At 65.3% G+C, this 16,745-nt stretch carries 15 protein-coding genes; 9 read left to right on the top strand and 6 right to left on the bottom strand.

What is annotated here, in order from left to right; all coding sequences use genetic code 11:
• Positions 1–4 precede the first annotated feature (4 nt).
• Positions 5–1,564 (bottom strand): sensor histidine kinase, encoded by a 1,560-nt coding sequence (locus ACT2BZ_RS03185; protein WP_457939229.1) that lies wholly within the window; start codon positions 1,562–1,564, stop codon positions 5–7.
• Between the two features lie 122 nt (positions 1,565–1,686).
• Here ACT2BZ_RS03185 and ACT2BZ_RS03180 point away from each other — a divergent pair, with 122 nt between their 5' ends.
• Positions 1,687–1,887, top strand: a complete 201-nt coding sequence (locus ACT2BZ_RS03180) for a hypothetical protein (RefSeq protein WP_457939227.1) — start codon at positions 1,687–1,689, stop codon at positions 1,885–1,887.
• Between the two features lie 38 nt (positions 1,888–1,925).
• Here the strand turns inward: ACT2BZ_RS03180 and ACT2BZ_RS03175 are convergent, their stop codons facing one another.
• Complete coding sequence (locus tag ACT2BZ_RS03175; RefSeq protein ID WP_457939226.1) at positions 1,926–2,843, bottom strand: diacylglycerol/lipid kinase family protein; 918 nt, start codon at positions 2,841–2,843, stop codon at positions 1,926–1,928.
• Positions 2,844–3,134: 291 nt separating this feature from the next.
• Between ACT2BZ_RS03175 and ACT2BZ_RS03170 the strand changes: the two genes are divergently transcribed.
• Positions 3,135–4,169: a PRC-barrel domain-containing protein gene (locus ACT2BZ_RS03170; protein ID WP_457939225.1), complete on the top strand. Its 1,035-nt coding sequence runs from the start codon at positions 3,135–3,137 to the stop codon at positions 4,167–4,169.
• Between the two features lie 55 nt (positions 4,170–4,224).
• On the opposite strand, the gene ACT2BZ_RS03165 is transcribed toward ACT2BZ_RS03170, so the two are convergent.
• On the bottom strand, positions 4,225–5,763 hold the full coding sequence (locus ACT2BZ_RS03165) for an alkaline phosphatase family protein (protein WP_457939224.1): 1,539 nt from the start codon (positions 5,761–5,763) through the stop codon (positions 4,225–4,227).
• A 206-nt stretch (positions 5,764–5,969) separates the two neighbouring features.
• Here ACT2BZ_RS03165 and ACT2BZ_RS03160 point away from each other — a divergent pair, with 206 nt between their 5' ends.
• The 3 genes from ACT2BZ_RS03160 to ACT2BZ_RS03150 are packed head-to-tail and all read left to right on the top strand — an operon-like array spanning position 5,970 to position 7,834.
• Positions 5,970–6,902 carry a VOC family protein gene (locus ACT2BZ_RS03160; protein WP_457939222.1) on the top strand — a complete coding sequence of 311 codons (933 nt, stop codon included), beginning with the start codon at positions 5,970–5,972 and terminating at the stop codon, positions 6,900–6,902.
• A 10-nt stretch (positions 6,903–6,912) separates the two neighbouring features.
• Positions 6,913–7,533, top strand: a complete 621-nt coding sequence (locus ACT2BZ_RS03155) for an alpha/beta hydrolase (protein ID WP_457939220.1) — start codon at positions 6,913–6,915, stop codon at positions 7,531–7,533.
• A 1-nt stretch (position 7,534) separates the two neighbouring features.
• On the top strand, positions 7,535–7,834 hold the full coding sequence (locus ACT2BZ_RS03150) for a GNAT family N-acetyltransferase (protein ID WP_457939219.1): 300 nt from the start codon (positions 7,535–7,537) through the stop codon (positions 7,832–7,834).
• Positions 7,835–7,864: 30 nt separating this feature from the next.
• Here ACT2BZ_RS03150 and ACT2BZ_RS03145 read toward each other — a convergent pair whose 3' ends face one another.
• Both ACT2BZ_RS03145 and ACT2BZ_RS03140 read right to left on the bottom strand, forming a co-directional pair.
• Entirely contained in the window at positions 7,865–9,961 is a 2,097-nt protein-coding gene (locus ACT2BZ_RS03145; protein WP_457939217.1) for an ATP-binding protein, read from the bottom strand.
• Between the two features lie 24 nt (positions 9,962–9,985).
• Positions 9,986–10,717 carry a response regulator gene (locus ACT2BZ_RS03140; protein ID WP_457941205.1) on the bottom strand — a complete coding sequence of 244 codons (732 nt, stop codon included), beginning with the start codon at positions 10,715–10,717 and terminating at the stop codon, positions 9,986–9,988.
• A gap of 88 nt (positions 10,718–10,805) precedes the next feature.
• Here ACT2BZ_RS03140 and ACT2BZ_RS03135 point away from each other — a divergent pair, with 88 nt between their 5' ends.
• On the top strand, positions 10,806–11,492 hold the full coding sequence (locus tag ACT2BZ_RS03135) for a winged helix-turn-helix domain-containing protein (RefSeq protein WP_457939215.1): 687 nt from the start codon (positions 10,806–10,808) through the stop codon (positions 11,490–11,492).
• A gap of 14 nt (positions 11,493–11,506) precedes the next feature.
• On the opposite strand, the gene ACT2BZ_RS03130 is transcribed toward ACT2BZ_RS03135, so the two are convergent.
• Entirely contained in the window at positions 11,507–11,674 is a 168-nt protein-coding gene (locus ACT2BZ_RS03130) for a hypothetical protein (protein ID WP_457939213.1), read from the bottom strand.
• A 260-nt stretch (positions 11,675–11,934) separates the two neighbouring features.
• Between ACT2BZ_RS03130 and ACT2BZ_RS03125 the strand changes: the two genes are divergently transcribed.
• The 3 genes from ACT2BZ_RS03125 (at position 11,935) to ACT2BZ_RS03115 (ending at position 16,677) form a co-directional block, all read left to right on the top strand.
• The gene (locus tag ACT2BZ_RS03125) at positions 11,935–14,160 is read left to right on the top strand and encodes a CHASE2 domain-containing protein (protein ID WP_457939211.1); all 2,226 of its coding nucleotides are present in this window, start codon (positions 11,935–11,937) and stop codon (positions 14,158–14,160) included.
• Positions 14,161–14,286: 126 nt separating this feature from the next.
• Positions 14,287–15,315 (top strand): HTH-type transcriptional regulator GntR, encoded by a 1,029-nt coding sequence (gene gntR / locus ACT2BZ_RS03120; protein ID WP_457939209.1) that lies wholly within the window; start codon positions 14,287–14,289, stop codon positions 15,313–15,315.
• A 237-nt stretch (positions 15,316–15,552) separates the two neighbouring features.
• On the top strand, positions 15,553–16,677 hold the full coding sequence (locus ACT2BZ_RS03115) for a sugar ABC transporter substrate-binding protein (RefSeq protein ID WP_457939208.1): 1,125 nt from the start codon (positions 15,553–15,555) through the stop codon (positions 16,675–16,677).
• Positions 16,678–16,745: the final 68 nt, after the last annotated feature.

Raw genomic sequence — 16,745 nt, 5'->3', positions numbered from 1 at the left:
ACCGTCAGTCCTCCTGCTGGTCTAGCGGCATGGTTATCCGGGCGGTCACCCCTTCCGGCGCAAACACGTGCTCGACTTGGCTGGAGAGAACTTTCGCAAGGCTGCGGCGGATCAGGATGGACCCAAAGCCCGTCCTTTCCGGCGGCACGACGGCTGGGCCTCCGCTCTCCTTCCAGTCGACGGAAATCTGACGATCGGCATCCCGCCCGTCGACATGCCAGCCTAGGTCGACCGTGCCGTCCGGCACGGATAGCGAGCCGTACTTCATGGCATTGCTGGCCAGTTCGTGCAGGATCAGCCCCAGTCCGACAGCCTGATCGGGCGACAGCAGAATGTCGGCCCCGCTCATCGCGATCCGCTGCCGCTGCGGATCGTCGAAAGGCTTGACCTCCCGGCGCGCGAGATCGCCAATGCGGATGCCGCGCCACTCGTGATCGGACAACAGGCCATGGGCGAGCCCGAGCGCCTGCAGCCTCGAACTGAATGCTTCCAGAAATTCTCGCGGGTCGCGGGCGTGGCGTACTGTTTGCGAGGCAAGCGCCTGGACGGTGGCCAGTGTGTTCTTGACCCGATGGTTCAGTTCCCGCAGCAGGATGCGCTGTCGTATCTCACCGGACTTGGCTTCGCTGATGTCATAGTTGACGCCAAAGATGAGGGCCGGGCGACCTTCCGAGTCACGCTCGATAACCCGTCCGCGTGCCGCCAGCCAGCGCACCGGGTCCGTGTGCCGGATCCGATACTCCCCGGCAAACTCGTCTCCTTCGCTGAGATCGGTCCGGAACCAGCGCTCGATCTGGCCGACGTCGCGCCGGTCGATGGCCGAAAATATGCGCCTGGCGGTAAGCCGCGTCGATTGCGGCATGCCAAGCAGCACCTGCATCAGGGAATCGCATTCGACCAGATCGGACCTGGCGTCCCACACCCAACTGGCAATACCCGCCGCGTCGAGGGCCACGGACTTGCGGGCCTCTTCACGAAGCAGCGCCGCGCGCGCCAAGGCTCCGCTGCGGGTTCCTTCCTTCAGCGCAAACAGGCTCGACGCAAGCGCGGCGAGGGCCTCAAGCTGCGCGAGGACTTCCGGGGAGGGGCGCGGCCGCGGCTCGCGGTCGAGGACGCAAAGCGTACCCAGTGTCGCGCCTCCAACGACGATCGGCGCTCCGACGTAGAAGCGAACGTGGTCTTCGCCAGTCACCAGCGGATTTTCAGCGAAGCGAGGGTCGTGCAAGGCGTCTTCAACGACCATGACATCGTTTGCGGCAGCGATCGCGTGGGCACAAAAAGACTGCTCGATGGGTGTCTCGCCACGTTCAAAGCCAGTCCTTGCCTTGAACCACTGACGCTTGGCCTCAAGCAGCGAGACCAGCGCGACAGGCGTTCCCATGACGTTGCCGGCGAGCTGCGCAATGCGGTTGAAATCGGCATCGGATTCGGTGCCGATCGTCTCGAGCGCATGCAGGCGCGCCAAACGGTGCTGGTCGTTGACGGTTTGCCAGACATGCTCCGGCAAGCCCGGTCGCCCTGCGTTTCCCTGCCCCAATGGTCGAGGTCCCCCTGTAGTTCTCATCGATTCCCAATACGCCGCCCGGCTCTAAAAGGCGGTTGCGGCGGATGCGGAACATTTGGCTGACAGACGCATTGGTCCGGTGATTGCGCGGGCCTTATGCCGCGCTGCAATGGAGATTCCCAGTGGAAGAAAAGAAGGTCACGGCCGAAAGAGCACGCCAGGGTCGAAACGGGTACCGCGTGTTCACAATCCTTGCCGTCGGGCTCGCACTCGCCGGAGCCGTGTGGCTCGGGCTCGAATTCTGGGGCGAGAGCATCGATTCCCGCAGCGTGGACCAGTCGGGAGTCAGCGCCGACCAACCTCAATCCGGCTCCGCCCAATAGCAGCGATCCCTCGCCGAATTTTCCGGTCCCAAGATGCATCACGCGGCCCTTGCCAGGGACGATGCCGCCGGCGCGACGACGCTTAATGCGCCGGGGTGTATCCTGACATGTGTCTCGGGGCTCAATTCGCAAAGCTCACCGTCGATGGCAGCCTTCAACTTTCTGCGCCGGGAACGAATTGTCAGCTTCACCTCTTCTGACTGATGTATCTCCACCTGCTGATTGTCGCGCCACCGGCCGCGCGCCATGTTGAGCACGAAACTCAGTATCTCGCTGCGTGCGCGTGCGACCGTGACGTAGACACCGAGCACGCCGCCGTCCGGCCGTTCCGCATAGGGCAGGTGGCCTTCCCCGAACAGATTGTTGGTGATGCCGATCGCGGTCGACCGGGCGACGATCTCGGTCTCGCCCAGCAGCAGCGAGACATCAAGTGCGGGCGGGTTGCGGAGCGTTGCTATGGCGGCTCTTGCCGAGGCGCCGATCTTGCCGAGCCTGGAGGCAAACTCCATCCTGGATCGAAGATCGATAAGCCGGGCGTGCATGCCGACGGAGAACTGGTGCACGAAGGGACGGCCGTTGGCGCTGGCGATATCGACCTGCCTTATCGGCGCCGTGGCAAGCGCCGCCACGGCTTCGTCGAGCGATAAGGGAATTCCGAGGCTGCGGGCAAAGAGATTCATAGTTCCGGCCGGCAATACCGCGAGGGCCTTACCGCTGTCCATCAGGATTCCGGCCGCCGCCGAGATCGTGCCGTCGCCGCCGCCCGCCAGAACAACATCCGCGTCGGTTGCCGCAGCCTTTTTCAGACCGGCGATCAAACCGTCGCCGGCGACAAGGTCGATTTCGAGGGAATGTCCGGAGGCTTCGAGAGTCTCGCGCATGCGCGCGCAGAAGTCGTCAAGATCGATCGTGCGCATCGTGCCGCCGTCACGGTTGATAACCGCCACAAATTGCATTCCGAGCTACCCCCAATCAATTATCCAGCCGTCGAATGCCGGGCATCCAACCCTGCCTAACGACTCCGAACGAGCGTTGTTCCATCCAAAATGACAGTGTTCGAGGCAAGTCCAACCAGCTGATCAAGCCCAAAAAAAAGCCCGGCCTGTTGGCGCGTGAATTTCGGAACAAGTTACAGGTGGCCACGTTGTTGGGGCGTGAAGTCGCGCCGGACCTTTCCTTCGAGAGACGGGTCCAGCGCGACAGTGCAATGAGACCATTTCTGAAACCATGCACAGGGAGACAATATCATGATCCGCAATCTGCTGGCTACAACCGCACTTGCAACGCTCATTTCGACGGGCGCCTTCGCTCAGGAAGCCACGGCTCCGGCAGCGACCACCGAGCCTGCCCCGATGACGCAGGATGCCAACCCGGCTGTCGACGCAAACGCTCAGGTCGAGCGTGCCGACGGCCACCTCGCAAGCAACCTCATCGGCGAGGAAGTTTACAACGGTACCGGTGACGACGCCGAGAACATCGGTGAAGTCAACGACATCGTCATCAGCGCCGACGGCAGCATTGAGTCCGTCGTGATCGGCGTCGGCGGCTTCCTCGGCATCGGCGAAAAGGACGTCGCAGTGGAATATTCGCAGCTCGACTGGGCAGAACGTGACGGCGACCGCTGGCTCGTTGCCCCGATGAGCAAGGAGCAGCTCGAGTCGCAGACGGCATTCGACGCCAGCGCCTATGAGCCGGCCCCGGCCAATGTCGCCGTAAACACCACGGCGCAGGACGGCATGGCCCCGGCAACCGACCAGACCGCTGCGGATCCGGCTGTCCCGGCCACCGACCAGACGGCCCAGGCTCCGGCTGTCGATCCGGCAGTCCCGGCCACCGACCAGACGGCCCAGGCTCCGGCTGCTGATCCGGCAGTCCCCGCCACCGATCAATCGGCACAGGCTCCGGCCACCGACAACACCGCGACCGCGGCCATTGATCGTTCGACCCTGAAGGAGATTCCCTCGGGCGAGATTCGTGCCGAGGAGATGGTGGGCACCACCGTTTACGGCGCGAACGACGCCAATGTCGGCGAGATCGGCGACGTCATCCTGACCGCTGACGGCCAGGTCGACGCCTACATCATCGACGTAGGCGGTTTCCTCGGCATCGGCGAGAAGGAAGTTGCCGTCGGCAGCGACAATCTCGCCTTCATGACCGACAAGGACGGCAACAAGTACCTCTACACGACCTTCACCGAGGAGCAGCTCGAAGCCGCTCCGGCCTATGATGAAGGCACCTATGCCGATACGCGCGACGACCAGCGCATGATCATGACCAAGTAAGGTCACTGACATTCAGGCATTGAAGAACCCGCGCCGGAAACGGCGCGGGTTTTTCTTATCCTGGGGGCAACGGCGCCAGGTGACCCGACACACCGCGCTCGGTCAACTGCGACAGAGCGAGCGACTGGTCGAGATGCCTGGCGCGCCACTCGAGCAACCGCTCGGCCATGGCGAGACGCAGCGAAAGACAAGCGGCATCGCCGGCGAGATCATGCAGCTCGGCCGGATCTTCGGCGAGATCGAACAGAAGCGGCGGCAGCCCGCCGCCGAAATGCACATATTTGTGCCGCTCAGTTCTGACTACGGACAGGTTGCATTGCCGGGCCTCGAGGCCGAAATGTGCCTCGGCGTCGCCGCTGTCCACGGAGCGGAAGTCGAACTCCCAATGAACCGCATCGCGCCATGATCCGGGTGGCACACCCTGGAGGAAGGGCTTCAGCGACCTGCCGTCGAGATGGGCCGGCAAGGGCTGCTCCAGCAGGTCGAGAAGGGTCGGCATGATGTCGACCGCCTCGGTGAAATGCTCGACGCGCCTGCCCGCCGATGCCGCCTGTCGCGGATCGCGCAGGATCAGCGGAATGTGGTAGCTGCCGTCGAAATAGCCGCCCTTTCCCAGCATGTGGTGGTCGCCGAGCATCTCGGCATGGTCGGAGGTCAAGACGATGATCGTGTCATCCCAGCAGCCGGCCGCGCGCAACGCTTCCCAGATCCGGCCGAGCTGGGCATCCACTTCCGACACCATGCCGTAGTAGATCGCGCGGATCTGGCGGATCGCAGCCTCGTCGAGGTCGCGCACGAGGCCTTCGAGCTCGGGCCGGAAGCTCGCTGCCGATTGCGTGCCGATGAGGTAGGCGAGAAGCGGGTGGGTGCCGGCCTCTTCCTGCCAGGTTTCCTGCCGCGCGATGGCGGGCACGCTGTCCGGGCGGTACATATGGTTGAAGGGTTCGGGAACAATGAAGGGCGGGTGAGGGCTGATGAAGGAAAGATGGGCGCACCAGGCGCCGTCCTGCTCTCCGAGCCAGCGGATGAAAGAATCGGCGAGGAACGCCGACGGCGTCTCGTCACGCGAATAGACGGGCGGTGCATCCGAGACGCTGCCTGCCGGACCGCCGACCGGGCGGTGGATGCCGGGGCTTCCGGCCGAGACATCGATACCGCGCGCGGCGAGCCAGGAGAGCCAGGGTTTCTGGTGTTCGGGCAGGAGCTGGCGCACCGAGAATCCCGGCAGGACGCCTTCATAGCTCCTGAGGTGCGGATCGCGCGGTGCGAGCCATCGCGGATCGGGCGCCACGTCGGTGTAGCCGAAGAGTGTCGGATCGTAACCATTGCGGCGCAGGGCCAGCGCGATATTGTCGTGGCGCCGGTCGAGCGGCGTGCCATTTCGAACAACGCGATTGTTCATCTGGTAGAGGCTCGTATAGAGGCAGGCCCGCGCCGGCGCGCAGGGCGCTGCGCCCGCGTAATGGCGGGCAAACATGACGCCTTCGCGCGCCAGCGCGTCGGCATTGGGCGTGAGGACCAGAGGATGACCGGCTGCCGACAGGCAGTCGCCCCGCCACTGGTCGCAGGTGATGAGGAGGATGTTGGGCGCCATTCCTGCCGGTTTCCGAGGATCGCCCCATGGAACCGGATTTGACGGCCGTTGCAAGCGGCGGTTTGCGGTTGGGATGGGGAAGGCCGGCGTCGTTCACCAATGATGAACAGTCCATTCTGATTGCGCGGGCTTTTGTTGACCATCGCATTGACCGACATATGACCCAAGCCAGCGCCCCAGCCGGCACAACCGAAAGGAGCACGACAATGCTCGACCAGATCAAGGGTCTCCACCACGTCACGTCCATGGCTGCCGATGCGCGCCAGAACAATGACTTCTTCACACACAAGCTCGGCCTGCGCCGGGTCAAGAAGACCGTCAACTTCGACGCGCCCGACGTCTACCATCTCTATTATGGCGACGAGGTCGGCACGCCGGGCTCCGTGATGACCTATTTCCCGTTCCCGAACATCGGCAAGGGCCGTCACGGCGCCGGCGAAGTCGGGACCACGGCCTATGCCGTGCCGGAAGGGACGCTGCCGTTCTGGACGCAGCGCCTGACCGAGCAGGGCGTCACCGGGCTGAAGCAGGAGACCAGCTTCGGCGAGAACCGGCTGGCCTTCGACGGCCCCGACGGCGACAGCTTCGCGCTCGTCGAGGCGAAGGCCGACGGACGCCCGGCATGGACCCGGGGCGGCGTCGCCAATGACGAGGCGATCCGCGGCTTCCACTCCGCGTCGCTGCGGCTGAAGGACGGCAGCGCGACCGAGGAGCTCCTGAAGTTCATGGGCTACGAGGAAGTCGATGCCGCCGGCAATGTGCGGCGGCTGGCGGTGAAGAACGGCAACGGCGCCGACATCATCGACATCGAGAGCGTTCCGGGCGCGGCGTTCGCCGACCTCGGCGCCGGGTCGGTGCATCACATCGCCTTTTCCGTCGAGAACCGTGCCAAGCAGCTCGAGGTGCGCAAGGCCCTGCTCGACACGGGCTACCAGGTGACGCCGGTGATCGATCGCGACTATTTCTGGGCGATCTACTTCCGCACCCCGGGCGGCGTGCTGTTCGAGGTGGCGACCAACGAGCCCGGCTTCGACCGGGACGAGGATACCGCGCATCTGGGCGAAGCGCTGAAGCTGCCGTCGCAGCACGCGCATCTGCGCGAGTACCTGGAAAAGCACCTGCAGCCGCTCGGCGCGTAAGGAGGACGTGATGTCCACGCAGTCCTATGTCCACAAGGTGCTGCCCGGTTCGCCGGGCGGCGCGCTGCTCTTCGCCTTCCACGGCACCGGCGGCGACGAGAACCAGCTCCTGGCCCTCGGGCGCGACCTGATGCCCGACGCGACCATCGTCGCGCCGCGCGGCGACGTCTCGGAATTCGGCGCCGCGCGCTTCTTCCGGCGCACGGGCGAGGGGGTCTACGACATGGCCGACCTTGCCCGCGGCACCGAAAAGATGGCGGCCTTCGTCAGGGCGCATGTCGCGGCCGGCAAGCCGTCGCGCGTGCTGGGGATCGGCTATTCGAACGGGGCGAACATCCTCGCCTCAACGATCTTCCTGGACCCGGCACTCTTCGACGCTGCGGTGCTGATGCATCCGCTCATTCCCTTCGATCCGGCGGTCAATGGCGAGCTCAAGGGACGGCGGGTGCTGATCACGGCCGGGCGCCGGGACCCGATCTGTCCGCCCGACCTGACGGCGCGGCTCGAGGCCAGCCTGCTGGCCAGGGGCGCCGATGCGGCAACGGTCTGGCACGATGGCGGCCACGAGCTGCGGCCAAACGAAATCGACGCGGCCAGGGCCTTCCTGCAGCCGGCAACAGCGGGAGCCTGACATGACTGACCAGACAGCGGAGATCGTGCTCGAGGACAAGGGCTCGAAGGGGCGCTATTTCCTGCGATTGCCACAGGGCGACGAAGCCGAGATGACCTTCACCAAGATCGGCGAGCACCAGATCATCATCGACCATACCGAGGTGCCGGATGCCTTTCGCGGCCAGGGCGCGGGCTTGCGGCTGGTGACGCGCGCCGTCGAGGATGCACGGGCGGCCGGCACGAAGATCATCCCGCTCTGCCCGTTCGCCAATGCGCAGTTCCGCCGTCACCCGGAATGGGCCGACGTGCTGAAGGGCTGAGACCGGCGCAAGGACAGCACCGCGTGGCGCTCACGCGGCGCCGTCGGCCAGCGCGACCTGGTCGTTGATGGAGGTCAGCACGCTCCTGACGTCGAGCGTGCTGAAGGGTTTTTCGAGGATCAGGGGCCGCTCGTCGGTCGCCAGGGCGCCGATGTCGCTGCGTGCGCCGATCATGTCGCCGGTCACCAGCACGAAGCGGCGCGACAGGTCGGGCCGAAGCGCGCAGAACTCGCGGTAGACCCGCAGCCCGTTGGCCTCGGGCATGCGCAGGTCGCAAAACACGATGTCGGGGTCGAAGTCGGCAGTCGCCTCCTCGGCGGTCGTCCAGGCGGTGAGGATGCGCGCCTTGACGCCCATCAGTTCGAGAATGTCGGCGAGCGAGCCCGCGACATCGGGTTCGTCGTCGATGATGAGCGCGTGGCGAAGGCCACTGGAGCGCGTTTCCTGCGCCAGGGCCGCGGTGCGCGACCCGGCAAAGGCCGGCAGCTCCACGACAAAGCGCGCGCCGTGCGGCAATACCTCCTCGAAGCGGATGCGTCCCTTGTGGCGCTCGACGATCGACTTGGAGATCGACAGGCCGATACCCGTTCCGACGCCCACCGGCTTGGTGGTGAAATAGGATTCGAAGATGCGGTGGCGGATCTGAAGCGGGATGCCCGGGCCGGTGTCCTCGACCGAAAAGCCGACAATCGCCTCGCTCAGCCTGAAGGTCTTGACCGTGATGCGGCGCTCGCCATTGGCGGCGGCAAGCGCGTGCTGGCTGTTGATGAGGAAGTTCGCCGCCACCTGGGTGATGTGATCGGCATCGGCCAGCACCGGCAGCGCCTCGGCCGCGAAGACTGCATCGAGGCTGATGCCGGTCGAACGGGTGCCGTAGGCGGTGACCTCAAGGGCGGCGCGCACGGCATTGTTGAGGTCGGTCTCGTCGGGCACCGTCGGGTGGATGCGGACCATGCCGAGGAAGCTCTTGACGATGCGGCCGCAGCGCTCGGCAGCGGCGCGTACCTTCTCCGCGCGCAGCTTGGTCGGCGCATCGGGCGCGAATTCGTGCAGCAGGGTCGACTGGGCGACCACAACGGCAAGCGGGTTGTTGAGCTCGTGCGAGACGCCGGCCAGCAGCGAGCCCATCGCCGCCATCTTCTCGTTCTGGTGCAGCTTCTCGCGCTGGCGGTTGATCTCGGCCTCGGCCCGCCGCTGCTCGCGCAGATCGCGGATCGAGCCGAAAAACAGGCGCCGGTCGGCGACCTTCATTTCGGTCGCCGTCAGTTCGATGGGAAAAATCTCGCCATCGGCGTTCTGGGTGATCGTTTCCATGCGCTGGCCGATCATCGGCGCGCCGCGACCGGACATGTAGTCGGCGCCGGTGGCATATCCCTTGCGGTAGAAATGCGGCACCACCGTATGCAGCAGGTCCTTGCCGAGGATGGCGCTGCGCTTGAAACCGAAGATGCGCTCGGCCGCCGGGTTGAACTCGATGATGCTGCCGGTCTCGTCGATGACGATGATGGCGTCGAGCGACGCCTGCAGCATGGTCTGGCGGATGATCTCGCTGACATGGGCGTCGGAAAGCGAGCGCTCGACCGCATTGCCGATCGCCATGGCGACGATTTCGACGGCGGCTTTCTCGTCATTGGTCCATTCGCGCTCGACAAGACAGTCGTTGATCGCGATCGTGCCCCACAGATGGCCGTGCGCGAAGATGGTGACCGAAAGGAACGACTTGATCTTCTGCTTCTCGAAATCGGCGCGCAGGAAGCCGTCGATATCGCGCGTGCATCCGGCAAACATCTTGCCCTGGCGCAGTTCCTCGGCCAGCCTTTCAAGCAACGGGTCCGAGTTGATGATCGACTGGATGATGGTGGTCGGAGGCCCGGCCGGACCGACGATCTCGTCGTCAACCCAATAGGCCTGAATTGACTGCACAAGACCCTGGCCGGGAAGGTCGCGCAGCCTGAACAGGATCGCCCGGTGCCCGCCGAGCGAGCGAGCCAGCATCTCGAGCGAATCCCGGATCACCTGCTGCCAGTCGGAGGTCTCGCACAGGGTGCGGACGATACGCGCGGTCGCAACCGAAGCGCTGGGTTCGGCGATTCCCGGGTCGAGACTCGGAGGCAGGTTTTCCATCATGGCCGTGACAGCGCGTTCCGGCCGCTAGTGACCGTCGAGCGGAAGCGAGAAGATATAGCCTTCTCCGCGCACGGTCCGCAGGAACTTCGGGTTTGCCGGATCCTCTTCGATCTTCTTGCGCAGGCGCATGATGCGGATGTCGACGGCCCGCGAGGATTCGGGATCCTCATTGAAGCCGATCGCGTCGGAAATCGCGGCGCGGCTGAGCAGGCGGTTCGAGCGTGTCAGGAAAACCTCCAGCACGTCGAATTCGCTCTTGGCCAGCTCTAGGATGGCGCCGCCTCTTCCGACGACCATGCGACCGTCGAGATCGGCCTTGAAATCGCCGAAGGAAACGACCCTGCGCTTCCCGTCACCGGTTCCGTTGCTTGCCGGCAGGGCCGCCGTCTGGGGCGGCACCCGCCGCAACACGCTGCGCACCCGGGCCAGCAGCTCACGCAATTCATAGGGCTTGACCACGTAATCGTCTGCGCCAAGCTCGAGTCCGACGATGCGGTCGATCGGCGAACCGGCCGCGGTTGCATAGATCAGACCGATCTGCATCTGGCTGCGCAGCCAACGGCCCAGGGACAGGCCATCCTCGCCCGGCATGGCGATGTCGAGGATGGCAAGGTCGAAGGTCTCCGTCTCGACAAGGCAGCGCATGGCGGCGGCGCTTTCCGCGGTCATGACGATATAGCCGTTGGCGCCGAGATACTCGGCGACCGCGTCCCGAAGGTCGGGTTCGTCCTCAACGATCACGATCCGGCTGGGCAGTGTAATCATGCCTCCGCTATCGGAAGAAAGTAGATTGGGTATAAACATCGTGTCCAGCCTTGATTTGGCAAAGGGGAGAGTGCGGTTCATGGGTGCAAGACCGGTCGTTGCGCTGGTGTGCATGGCGCAGGACGACAGCCGGGATTTTGCCGACTATCTCGAGCGGCGCGGCTACGACGTCCGCGTCGTGGCCGAGGAGTGGATGCTCGAGTCCGTGGTCTCGTCGGTCGATACGGATGTCATGGTGGTCGGCGAGACGCTGCCCGCAAGCGCCGGGCTCGACCTGTTGCGCCGTCACGCCGGCGGCGATGGCCCGAGCTTCGTCATGCTTTCCAGCAAAGCAGACCTCATCGACAGGGTGCTGGCTCTCGAACTGGGGGCTGCCGACATCGTCACCGCGCCGGTGAACTGGCGCGAACTCGCTGCCAGGATCGCCGGCATCGCCGCGAGACGCGGCAAGAGCCGGGGCGAACTGATGGCGTTCGAGAATACCACCGTCGACCTCAAAGCCGCGCTCGTCATGCACAGGTCGGGTGAGGAGGAGCAGCTGTCTCCCGGTCAGGTCGCGCTGCTGCGCCTGTTCCTTGCCAACCCGCGCAAAGTGCTGTCGCGCGACGACATCATGGCGGCGGCTCCAGCCGAAAGCGTCGAGGCGTTCGACCGGTCGATCGATTCCCGGATCGTGCGGCTGCGGCGCAAGCTCGATACCGAAAGCATCACGACCATCCGCGGCTCCGGCTATCGGTTCGATCCTCCCTCCCCCAGGCAGCGTTGACCCGAGCACGGCAGTCAGCGCCAGACGACGTCTTGCGACGTCATCGCGGTCCGGTAAGCCTGATCCGGCGCTGCCGGCCGGTGCTTGAGCGCAACGGCGGCGACTGCGCCCATCGCCAGGAGGCACTGCAGGCAAAGCAGGGCCGACATGATGCCTGAGGCAAGTTTTCGGTTCGGGTTCATAGCGGATCGCCTTCACAGAGGAACGGCAGTCATGCGTCCCAACCGGGGAACGGACCGCATCGCTCAAGGAAACATTGCCTGACGCCTGTTTCGGCCCGATGCCGTCTATTGCCGGTGTTGTTTCCGGATGGATTCCGATTTGCCTTGCGCCGAAGCCCCTGCATCCGGGATCGACCCGGTGCGATTTCCGGCATGCCGGATTCTCCCCTTGCCTCCAATCGCGGTCCACGCGACTGTGGCCGACGCATCGAGGGGAATGAATGCGGGCTCTCCTGACCACACTGTTCTATTTTTCCCGGCGCCGCCGGCATGTGGCAATCTGGTTGGCCGGCATGCTGGCCGCGCTGATCGTGATCGCTGCCGCCGTATCGCCTTCCAGCCCGCTGGAGAAACTCAACTTCCTTGTCTTCGACAGTTACCAGACATTGAGTCCGCGCGCGGCTGCCGAGAGTGCGGTCCTGGTGGTCGACATCGACGACGAGAGCATCCGCCAGCTCGGACAGTGGCCCTGGTCGCGCACGATGCTTGCCAGAATGATCGACCGGCTGACCGAACAGGGAGCAGCCACCATCGGTCTCGACATGATCCTGTCCGAGCCCGACCGCACCTCGCCTTCGCTCGCCGTCGCGCAACTCGAGAGCCAGGGGTTCCAGGTCACATATCCGGGCGACGGCGCCGAGCTCGACCATGACCGCATTCTTGCCGCCAGCTTCGCACGGTCGCCCGTGGTCGCGGGCCTGGTTCTCGCCGAGTCCGTCACGACGCCACCGCCGCAGCCGAAGGCGGGCTTCGCCTTCGCCGGCGACAACCCCTCGCTTTACCTGCCCTATTATGCCGGCAGCGTTCCCAACCTCGCCGTGCTGGACGAAGCGGCGCCCGGCATAGGCGTCTTCAGCTTTCCGCCGGCCTTCGACGGCGTGGTGCGCCGCGTGCCGATGCTCTCGCGCTACAGCAACACGCTTTACCCCGCCCTCTCGGTCGAGGCGCTGCGCGTCGCGCAGGGGGCCTCGAGTTTCATCGTCAAGAGCACCGGCGCCAGCGGCGAGCTGGCCACCGGGCAACCCGGCATGACGGCGCTGAAGGTCGGCGCGCTCGAAGTGCCGACAGCCGCCGACAGCAGCATCTGGGTCTACTATTCGCAAAAGCCGGCGGCAGGCGTGCTTTCCGCGCACAAGCTCCTGGCGGCAAACCCCGACCCCGCGCTGCTTGGCCAGATCGAAGGCCGCATCGTACTGATCGGGACCTCGGCCATCGGCCTGCGCGACCTCGTGGCCACGCCGCTGGCGGCGGGACTGCCCGGCGTCTTCGTTCATGCGGAGATCATCGACCAGATACTCAGCGGCACGTACATCACCCGGCCGGACTGGGCCGCGGGTTTCGAAATCGTGCTGGCCGTGGTGGTCGCCGTCGGGGTTCTCGCGTTCCTGCCGTGGCTCTCGACGCTTGCCAATGCGCTGGTCGCAACACTGGCGCTCGGCCTGTGCATTGTAATCGGCTGGCTGGCCTTTGCCGATCATGCGCTGCTGCTGTCGCCGATCCTGCCGGCGCTGGCAGCCCTCCTGGCCTACGGCGTGGCCTCGGGCGTGCGGCTGCTGCTCAGCGAGAGCGAGAGCCGCTACATCAGGAGCGCCTTCAGCCACTATCTGTCTCCCGCCATGGTGCAGCGGCTGGTCGAGAACCCGCAGAGCCTCGTGCTAGGCGGCGAGGACAGGGAACTGACCATCCTGTTCTGCGACATCCGGTCGTTCACCAGCATCTCGGAGAGCATGGAGGCGACTCAGCTGACCGTCTTCCTGAACAACTTCCTGACGCCGATGACCGACGTGCTCATGCAGAACGGCGCGACAATCGACAAGTACATGGGCGACGCCATCATGGCGTTCTGGAATGCGCCGATCGACATTCCCGACCACCGGCGGCGCGCCTGCGAGAGCGTATTGGCCATGCAGGAGGCGCTGGACCGGCTCAACGAAGGGCTGGAGCGGCCGGTGCGCATCGGCATCGGCCTGAACACCGGCATCTGCTGCGTCGGCAACCTGGGTTCGCGCCAGCGCTTCGACTATTCGGCGATCGGCGACAGCGTCAATGTCGGATCCCGGATCGAGGGACTGACCAAGTTCTACGGGCTGAGCAACCTGATTGCAGACAGTACGGCGCGCGAGGTCGAGGGCATGGCGATGCTCGAGATCGACAGGGTGATGGTGGTCGGGCGCGACGAAGCGACGGCGATACACACGATCCTGGGCGGAAAAGAAATGGCCGCAAGCGAGGCGTTCCAGTCCCTGCGCGCATTGCATGGCGCGTTTCTGGCGCATTACCGCGCCATGCGCTTCGAGGAGGCCGCGGTCGGTCTCTCCCAGCTGCAGGAGAGCGCGCCCGCGCAGCTGCAGAAGGCCTATTCCGAGTACCGGACAAGGCTCGAGGCCTACCGGCTTTCGCCCCCGCCGCCCGGCTGGGACGGCTCCTACCGTGCCGAGCACAAGTAGCGGGTGCAGGCCTTGGCTGGCAGCGTTGGGCTGGCTCCGGTATAAGGTCCGCAGGGCATCTTCAGGGAGGACGGGGCGGTTGCAGGACTGGATTGAGCGGCCGGGCGGCCCGGCGGGCGGAACAGCATGAGGCCGCGCACGCGCCGCGGGGGCGGGCGGCCCACCATCTCGGATGTCGCGCGCCTTGCGGGCGTCGGCGCGATCACGGTCTCGCGGGCGCTGCGCGAGCCGGAACGCGTTTCGGAGAGCCTGCGCGGCCAGATCGAGCGGGCGGTCACCGAGCTCGGCTACGTCCCCGACCCGAATGCGCGGGCGCTGGCCTCGGCGCGGGCGGAGGTGTTCGGCGTGCTGGTGCCGTCGCTGACCAACAGCGTCTTCGCGGAAGTGGTTCGCGGCATCTATGACAGCCTGTCCGACGGCCCGTTCCGGGTGCAGCTCGGCAACACGCACTATTCCGGGCTGGAGGAGGAGCGCCTGCTGCAGGTGTTTCTAAGCCAGCGTCCGGCGGCGCTGATCGTCTCCGGCATCGACCAGACCAAGACCGCGCGCAGCCTGCTCGAGAAGGCCAACTGCCCGGTGGTGCAGATCATGGAGACGGGTCCAGATCCGATCGACATGATGGTCGGGTTCTCGCATTTCGACGGCGGGCGGGAGGCGACTGCCAACATGATCACGGCCGGCTACCGCCGCATCGGGTTCCTGGGCGCGCGGATGGACCCCCGTTCGCAGCGGCGGCTCGCCGGCTACCGGGCCGCCATGGAGGCCGCCGGCCTCTACGATCCGCGGCTGGTCAACACGACGCCGGTGCCGTCATCCGTCTCGCTGGGGCGGGACCTGTTCCGCGACGCGCTGGCAAAGGTGCCGACGCTCGACGCCGTCTTCTGCAACAATGACGATCTCGCGCTTGGCGTGCTGTTCGAATGCCACCGGGCCTCCATCGAGGTGCCGCAGCAGATCGGCATCACCGGCTTCAACGACCTCGACATGATGCAGGTGGCCTTCCCGTCGGTGACCAGCGTGACGACGCACCGCTACGAGATCGGCTGCCAGGCCGTCGCCATGGCCTGCGCGGCGATTGCCGGGGAAAGGCCCGAACAGCGCGTAGTCGATCTCGGCTTCGACCTCAAGCTGCGCGAGAGCACCGCCCGCCGCTAGCGGGGACCTTCCCCTACGGAATCTCGCTTTACAGCCTGACTTGGTAGCGCTACCATACTTGGGCATGACCGATTGCGCGGCGCTTCAGCCGGGCTGTCCGGTCAAGTCTTGGAGGAGACTGCGCACCGAACGGTCGCCGCGCCGCGGCGACGCTTCGGATGCAGGGGTGGAGGCATCTTCTGCGTGGCAACATGCCGTCGATGCTCACACCGAAACGCAACTGGGAGGAACAACAACATGATGAAATCATTGCTCGGCGGTATCGTCGCCGCATCCGCACTGGCCATGCTGACGTCGTCAGCGCTGGCCGAACCAGAAATCGTCAGCGGCCCGGCTGCCGAGGCCGAATGCTTTGCGCCATGGGCGGGCGATACCAAGTTCTTCAAATATCCCAAGAAGGAAGGCCCCTACCGGGTGGCTCTTGCCAACGGCTATATCGCCAACACCTGGCGCATCCAGATGATCCAGACGGCGAAGGCCTATGCGGCACAGCCGGAAATCGCCGCCAAGCTTAAGGAATTCAAGGTCGTGTCGACCGGCGAGGACGTGCCGGCGCAGATCTCGGCGATCAACAACTTCATCGATTCGGGCTACGACGCGATCGTCGTCAATGCCCAGAACCCGACGGCCTTCGCGCCGGTCATCAAGCGCGCCAAGCAGGCGGGCGTCATCCTGGTCGCCTTCGACAACACGCTGGACACCGAGGACGCCATCAACGTCAACGTCGACCAGAAGGGGCTCGGCGTGCTGTGGGCGGACTGGCTGATCAAGCATGTGCCCGACGGCGGCAAGGTCTTGGAAGTGCGCGGCGTTGCCGGCACGTCGGTCGACACCGACCGCCACAACGGCATCCACGAGACGCTCGATGCTTCCGGCAAGAACTGGGAAGTCACCGAGGTCGTCGGCAAGTGGGATGACGGCGTGGCGCAGAAGGCCACGGCCGACGCCATCGCCACCAATGGACCGTTCGCCGGCATCACCGCGCAGGGCGGCGACACCGGTGTCGTGCAGGCGATGATCGACGCCAAGCATCCCTTCGTGCCGTTCGGCGGCGAGACCGAGAACGGCTTCCGCAAGTTCTGCGCCAAGTTCGCTTCCGAAGGCCTGAAGTGCTCGTCGGCCGGAACGGGCCCGGCACAGGTCGCCGTCGCCATCAAGACGGCGATCGCGGCGCTCGAGGGCGAGGTGGTGCCGCAGTCGGTGAAGCTTCCGCTGGCGATCGTCGAGGATCCGAACTTCAAGGAAGGCGAGGATTACTTCCCCGACCAGTCCGACAACTTCTTCGTCGGCAACTCCTTCCCGACCTGCGGCATCAATTTCACCGCCCAGGAAATCATGGGACAGAGCAAGGAAAACCAGTAGGATTTGCCCCGGCGCCGCAGCCTGGCTGCGGCGCCTCTTTCTGGTCTGGCGTCGTCCCCGGAGGAACC

The sequence above is a fragment of the Mesorhizobium sp. 10J20-29 genome (genome assembly GCF_054130485.1).
The sequence above is the reverse complement of the archived record's forward strand: the minus strand, read 5'-3'. Positions and strand labels throughout refer to the sequence as shown.

Coding starts and splice junctions, on each gene's coding strand:
- ACT2BZ_RS03150 (WP_457939219.1), top strand. CDS start 7,535: ATGACTGACCAGACAGCGGAGATCGTGCTCGAGGACAAGGGCTCGAAG.
- ACT2BZ_RS03145 (WP_457939217.1), bottom strand. CDS start 9,961: ATGATGGAAAACCTGCCTCCGAGTCTCGACCCGGGAATCGCCGAACCC.
- ACT2BZ_RS03155 (WP_457939220.1), top strand. CDS start 6,913: ATGTCCACGCAGTCCTATGTCCACAAGGTGCTGCCCGGTTCGCCGGGC.
- ACT2BZ_RS03160 (WP_457939222.1), top strand. CDS start 5,970: ATGCTCGACCAGATCAAGGGTCTCCACCACGTCACGTCCATGGCTGCC.
- gntR (WP_457939209.1), top strand. CDS start 14,287: ATGAGGCCGCGCACGCGCCGCGGGGGCGGGCGGCCCACCATCTCGGAT.
- ACT2BZ_RS03170 (WP_457939225.1), top strand. CDS start 3,135: ATGATCCGCAATCTGCTGGCTACAACCGCACTTGCAACGCTCATTTCG.
- ACT2BZ_RS03130 (WP_457939213.1), bottom strand. CDS start 11,674: ATGAACCCGAACCGAAAACTTGCCTCAGGCATCATGTCGGCCCTGCTT.
- ACT2BZ_RS03135 (WP_457939215.1), top strand. CDS start 10,806: ATGGGTGCAAGACCGGTCGTTGCGCTGGTGTGCATGGCGCAGGACGAC.
- ACT2BZ_RS03185 (WP_457939229.1), bottom strand. CDS start 1,564: ATGAGAACTACAGGGGGACCTCGACCATTGGGGCAGGGAAACGCAGGG.
- ACT2BZ_RS03115 (WP_457939208.1), top strand. CDS start 15,553: ATGATGAAATCATTGCTCGGCGGTATCGTCGCCGCATCCGCACTGGCC.
- ACT2BZ_RS03175 (WP_457939226.1), bottom strand. CDS start 2,843: ATGCAATTTGTGGCGGTTATCAACCGTGACGGCGGCACGATGCGCACG.
- ACT2BZ_RS03165 (WP_457939224.1), bottom strand. CDS start 5,763: ATGGCGCCCAACATCCTCCTCATCACCTGCGACCAGTGGCGGGGCGAC.
- ACT2BZ_RS03125 (WP_457939211.1), top strand. CDS start 11,935: ATGCGGGCTCTCCTGACCACACTGTTCTATTTTTCCCGGCGCCGCCGG.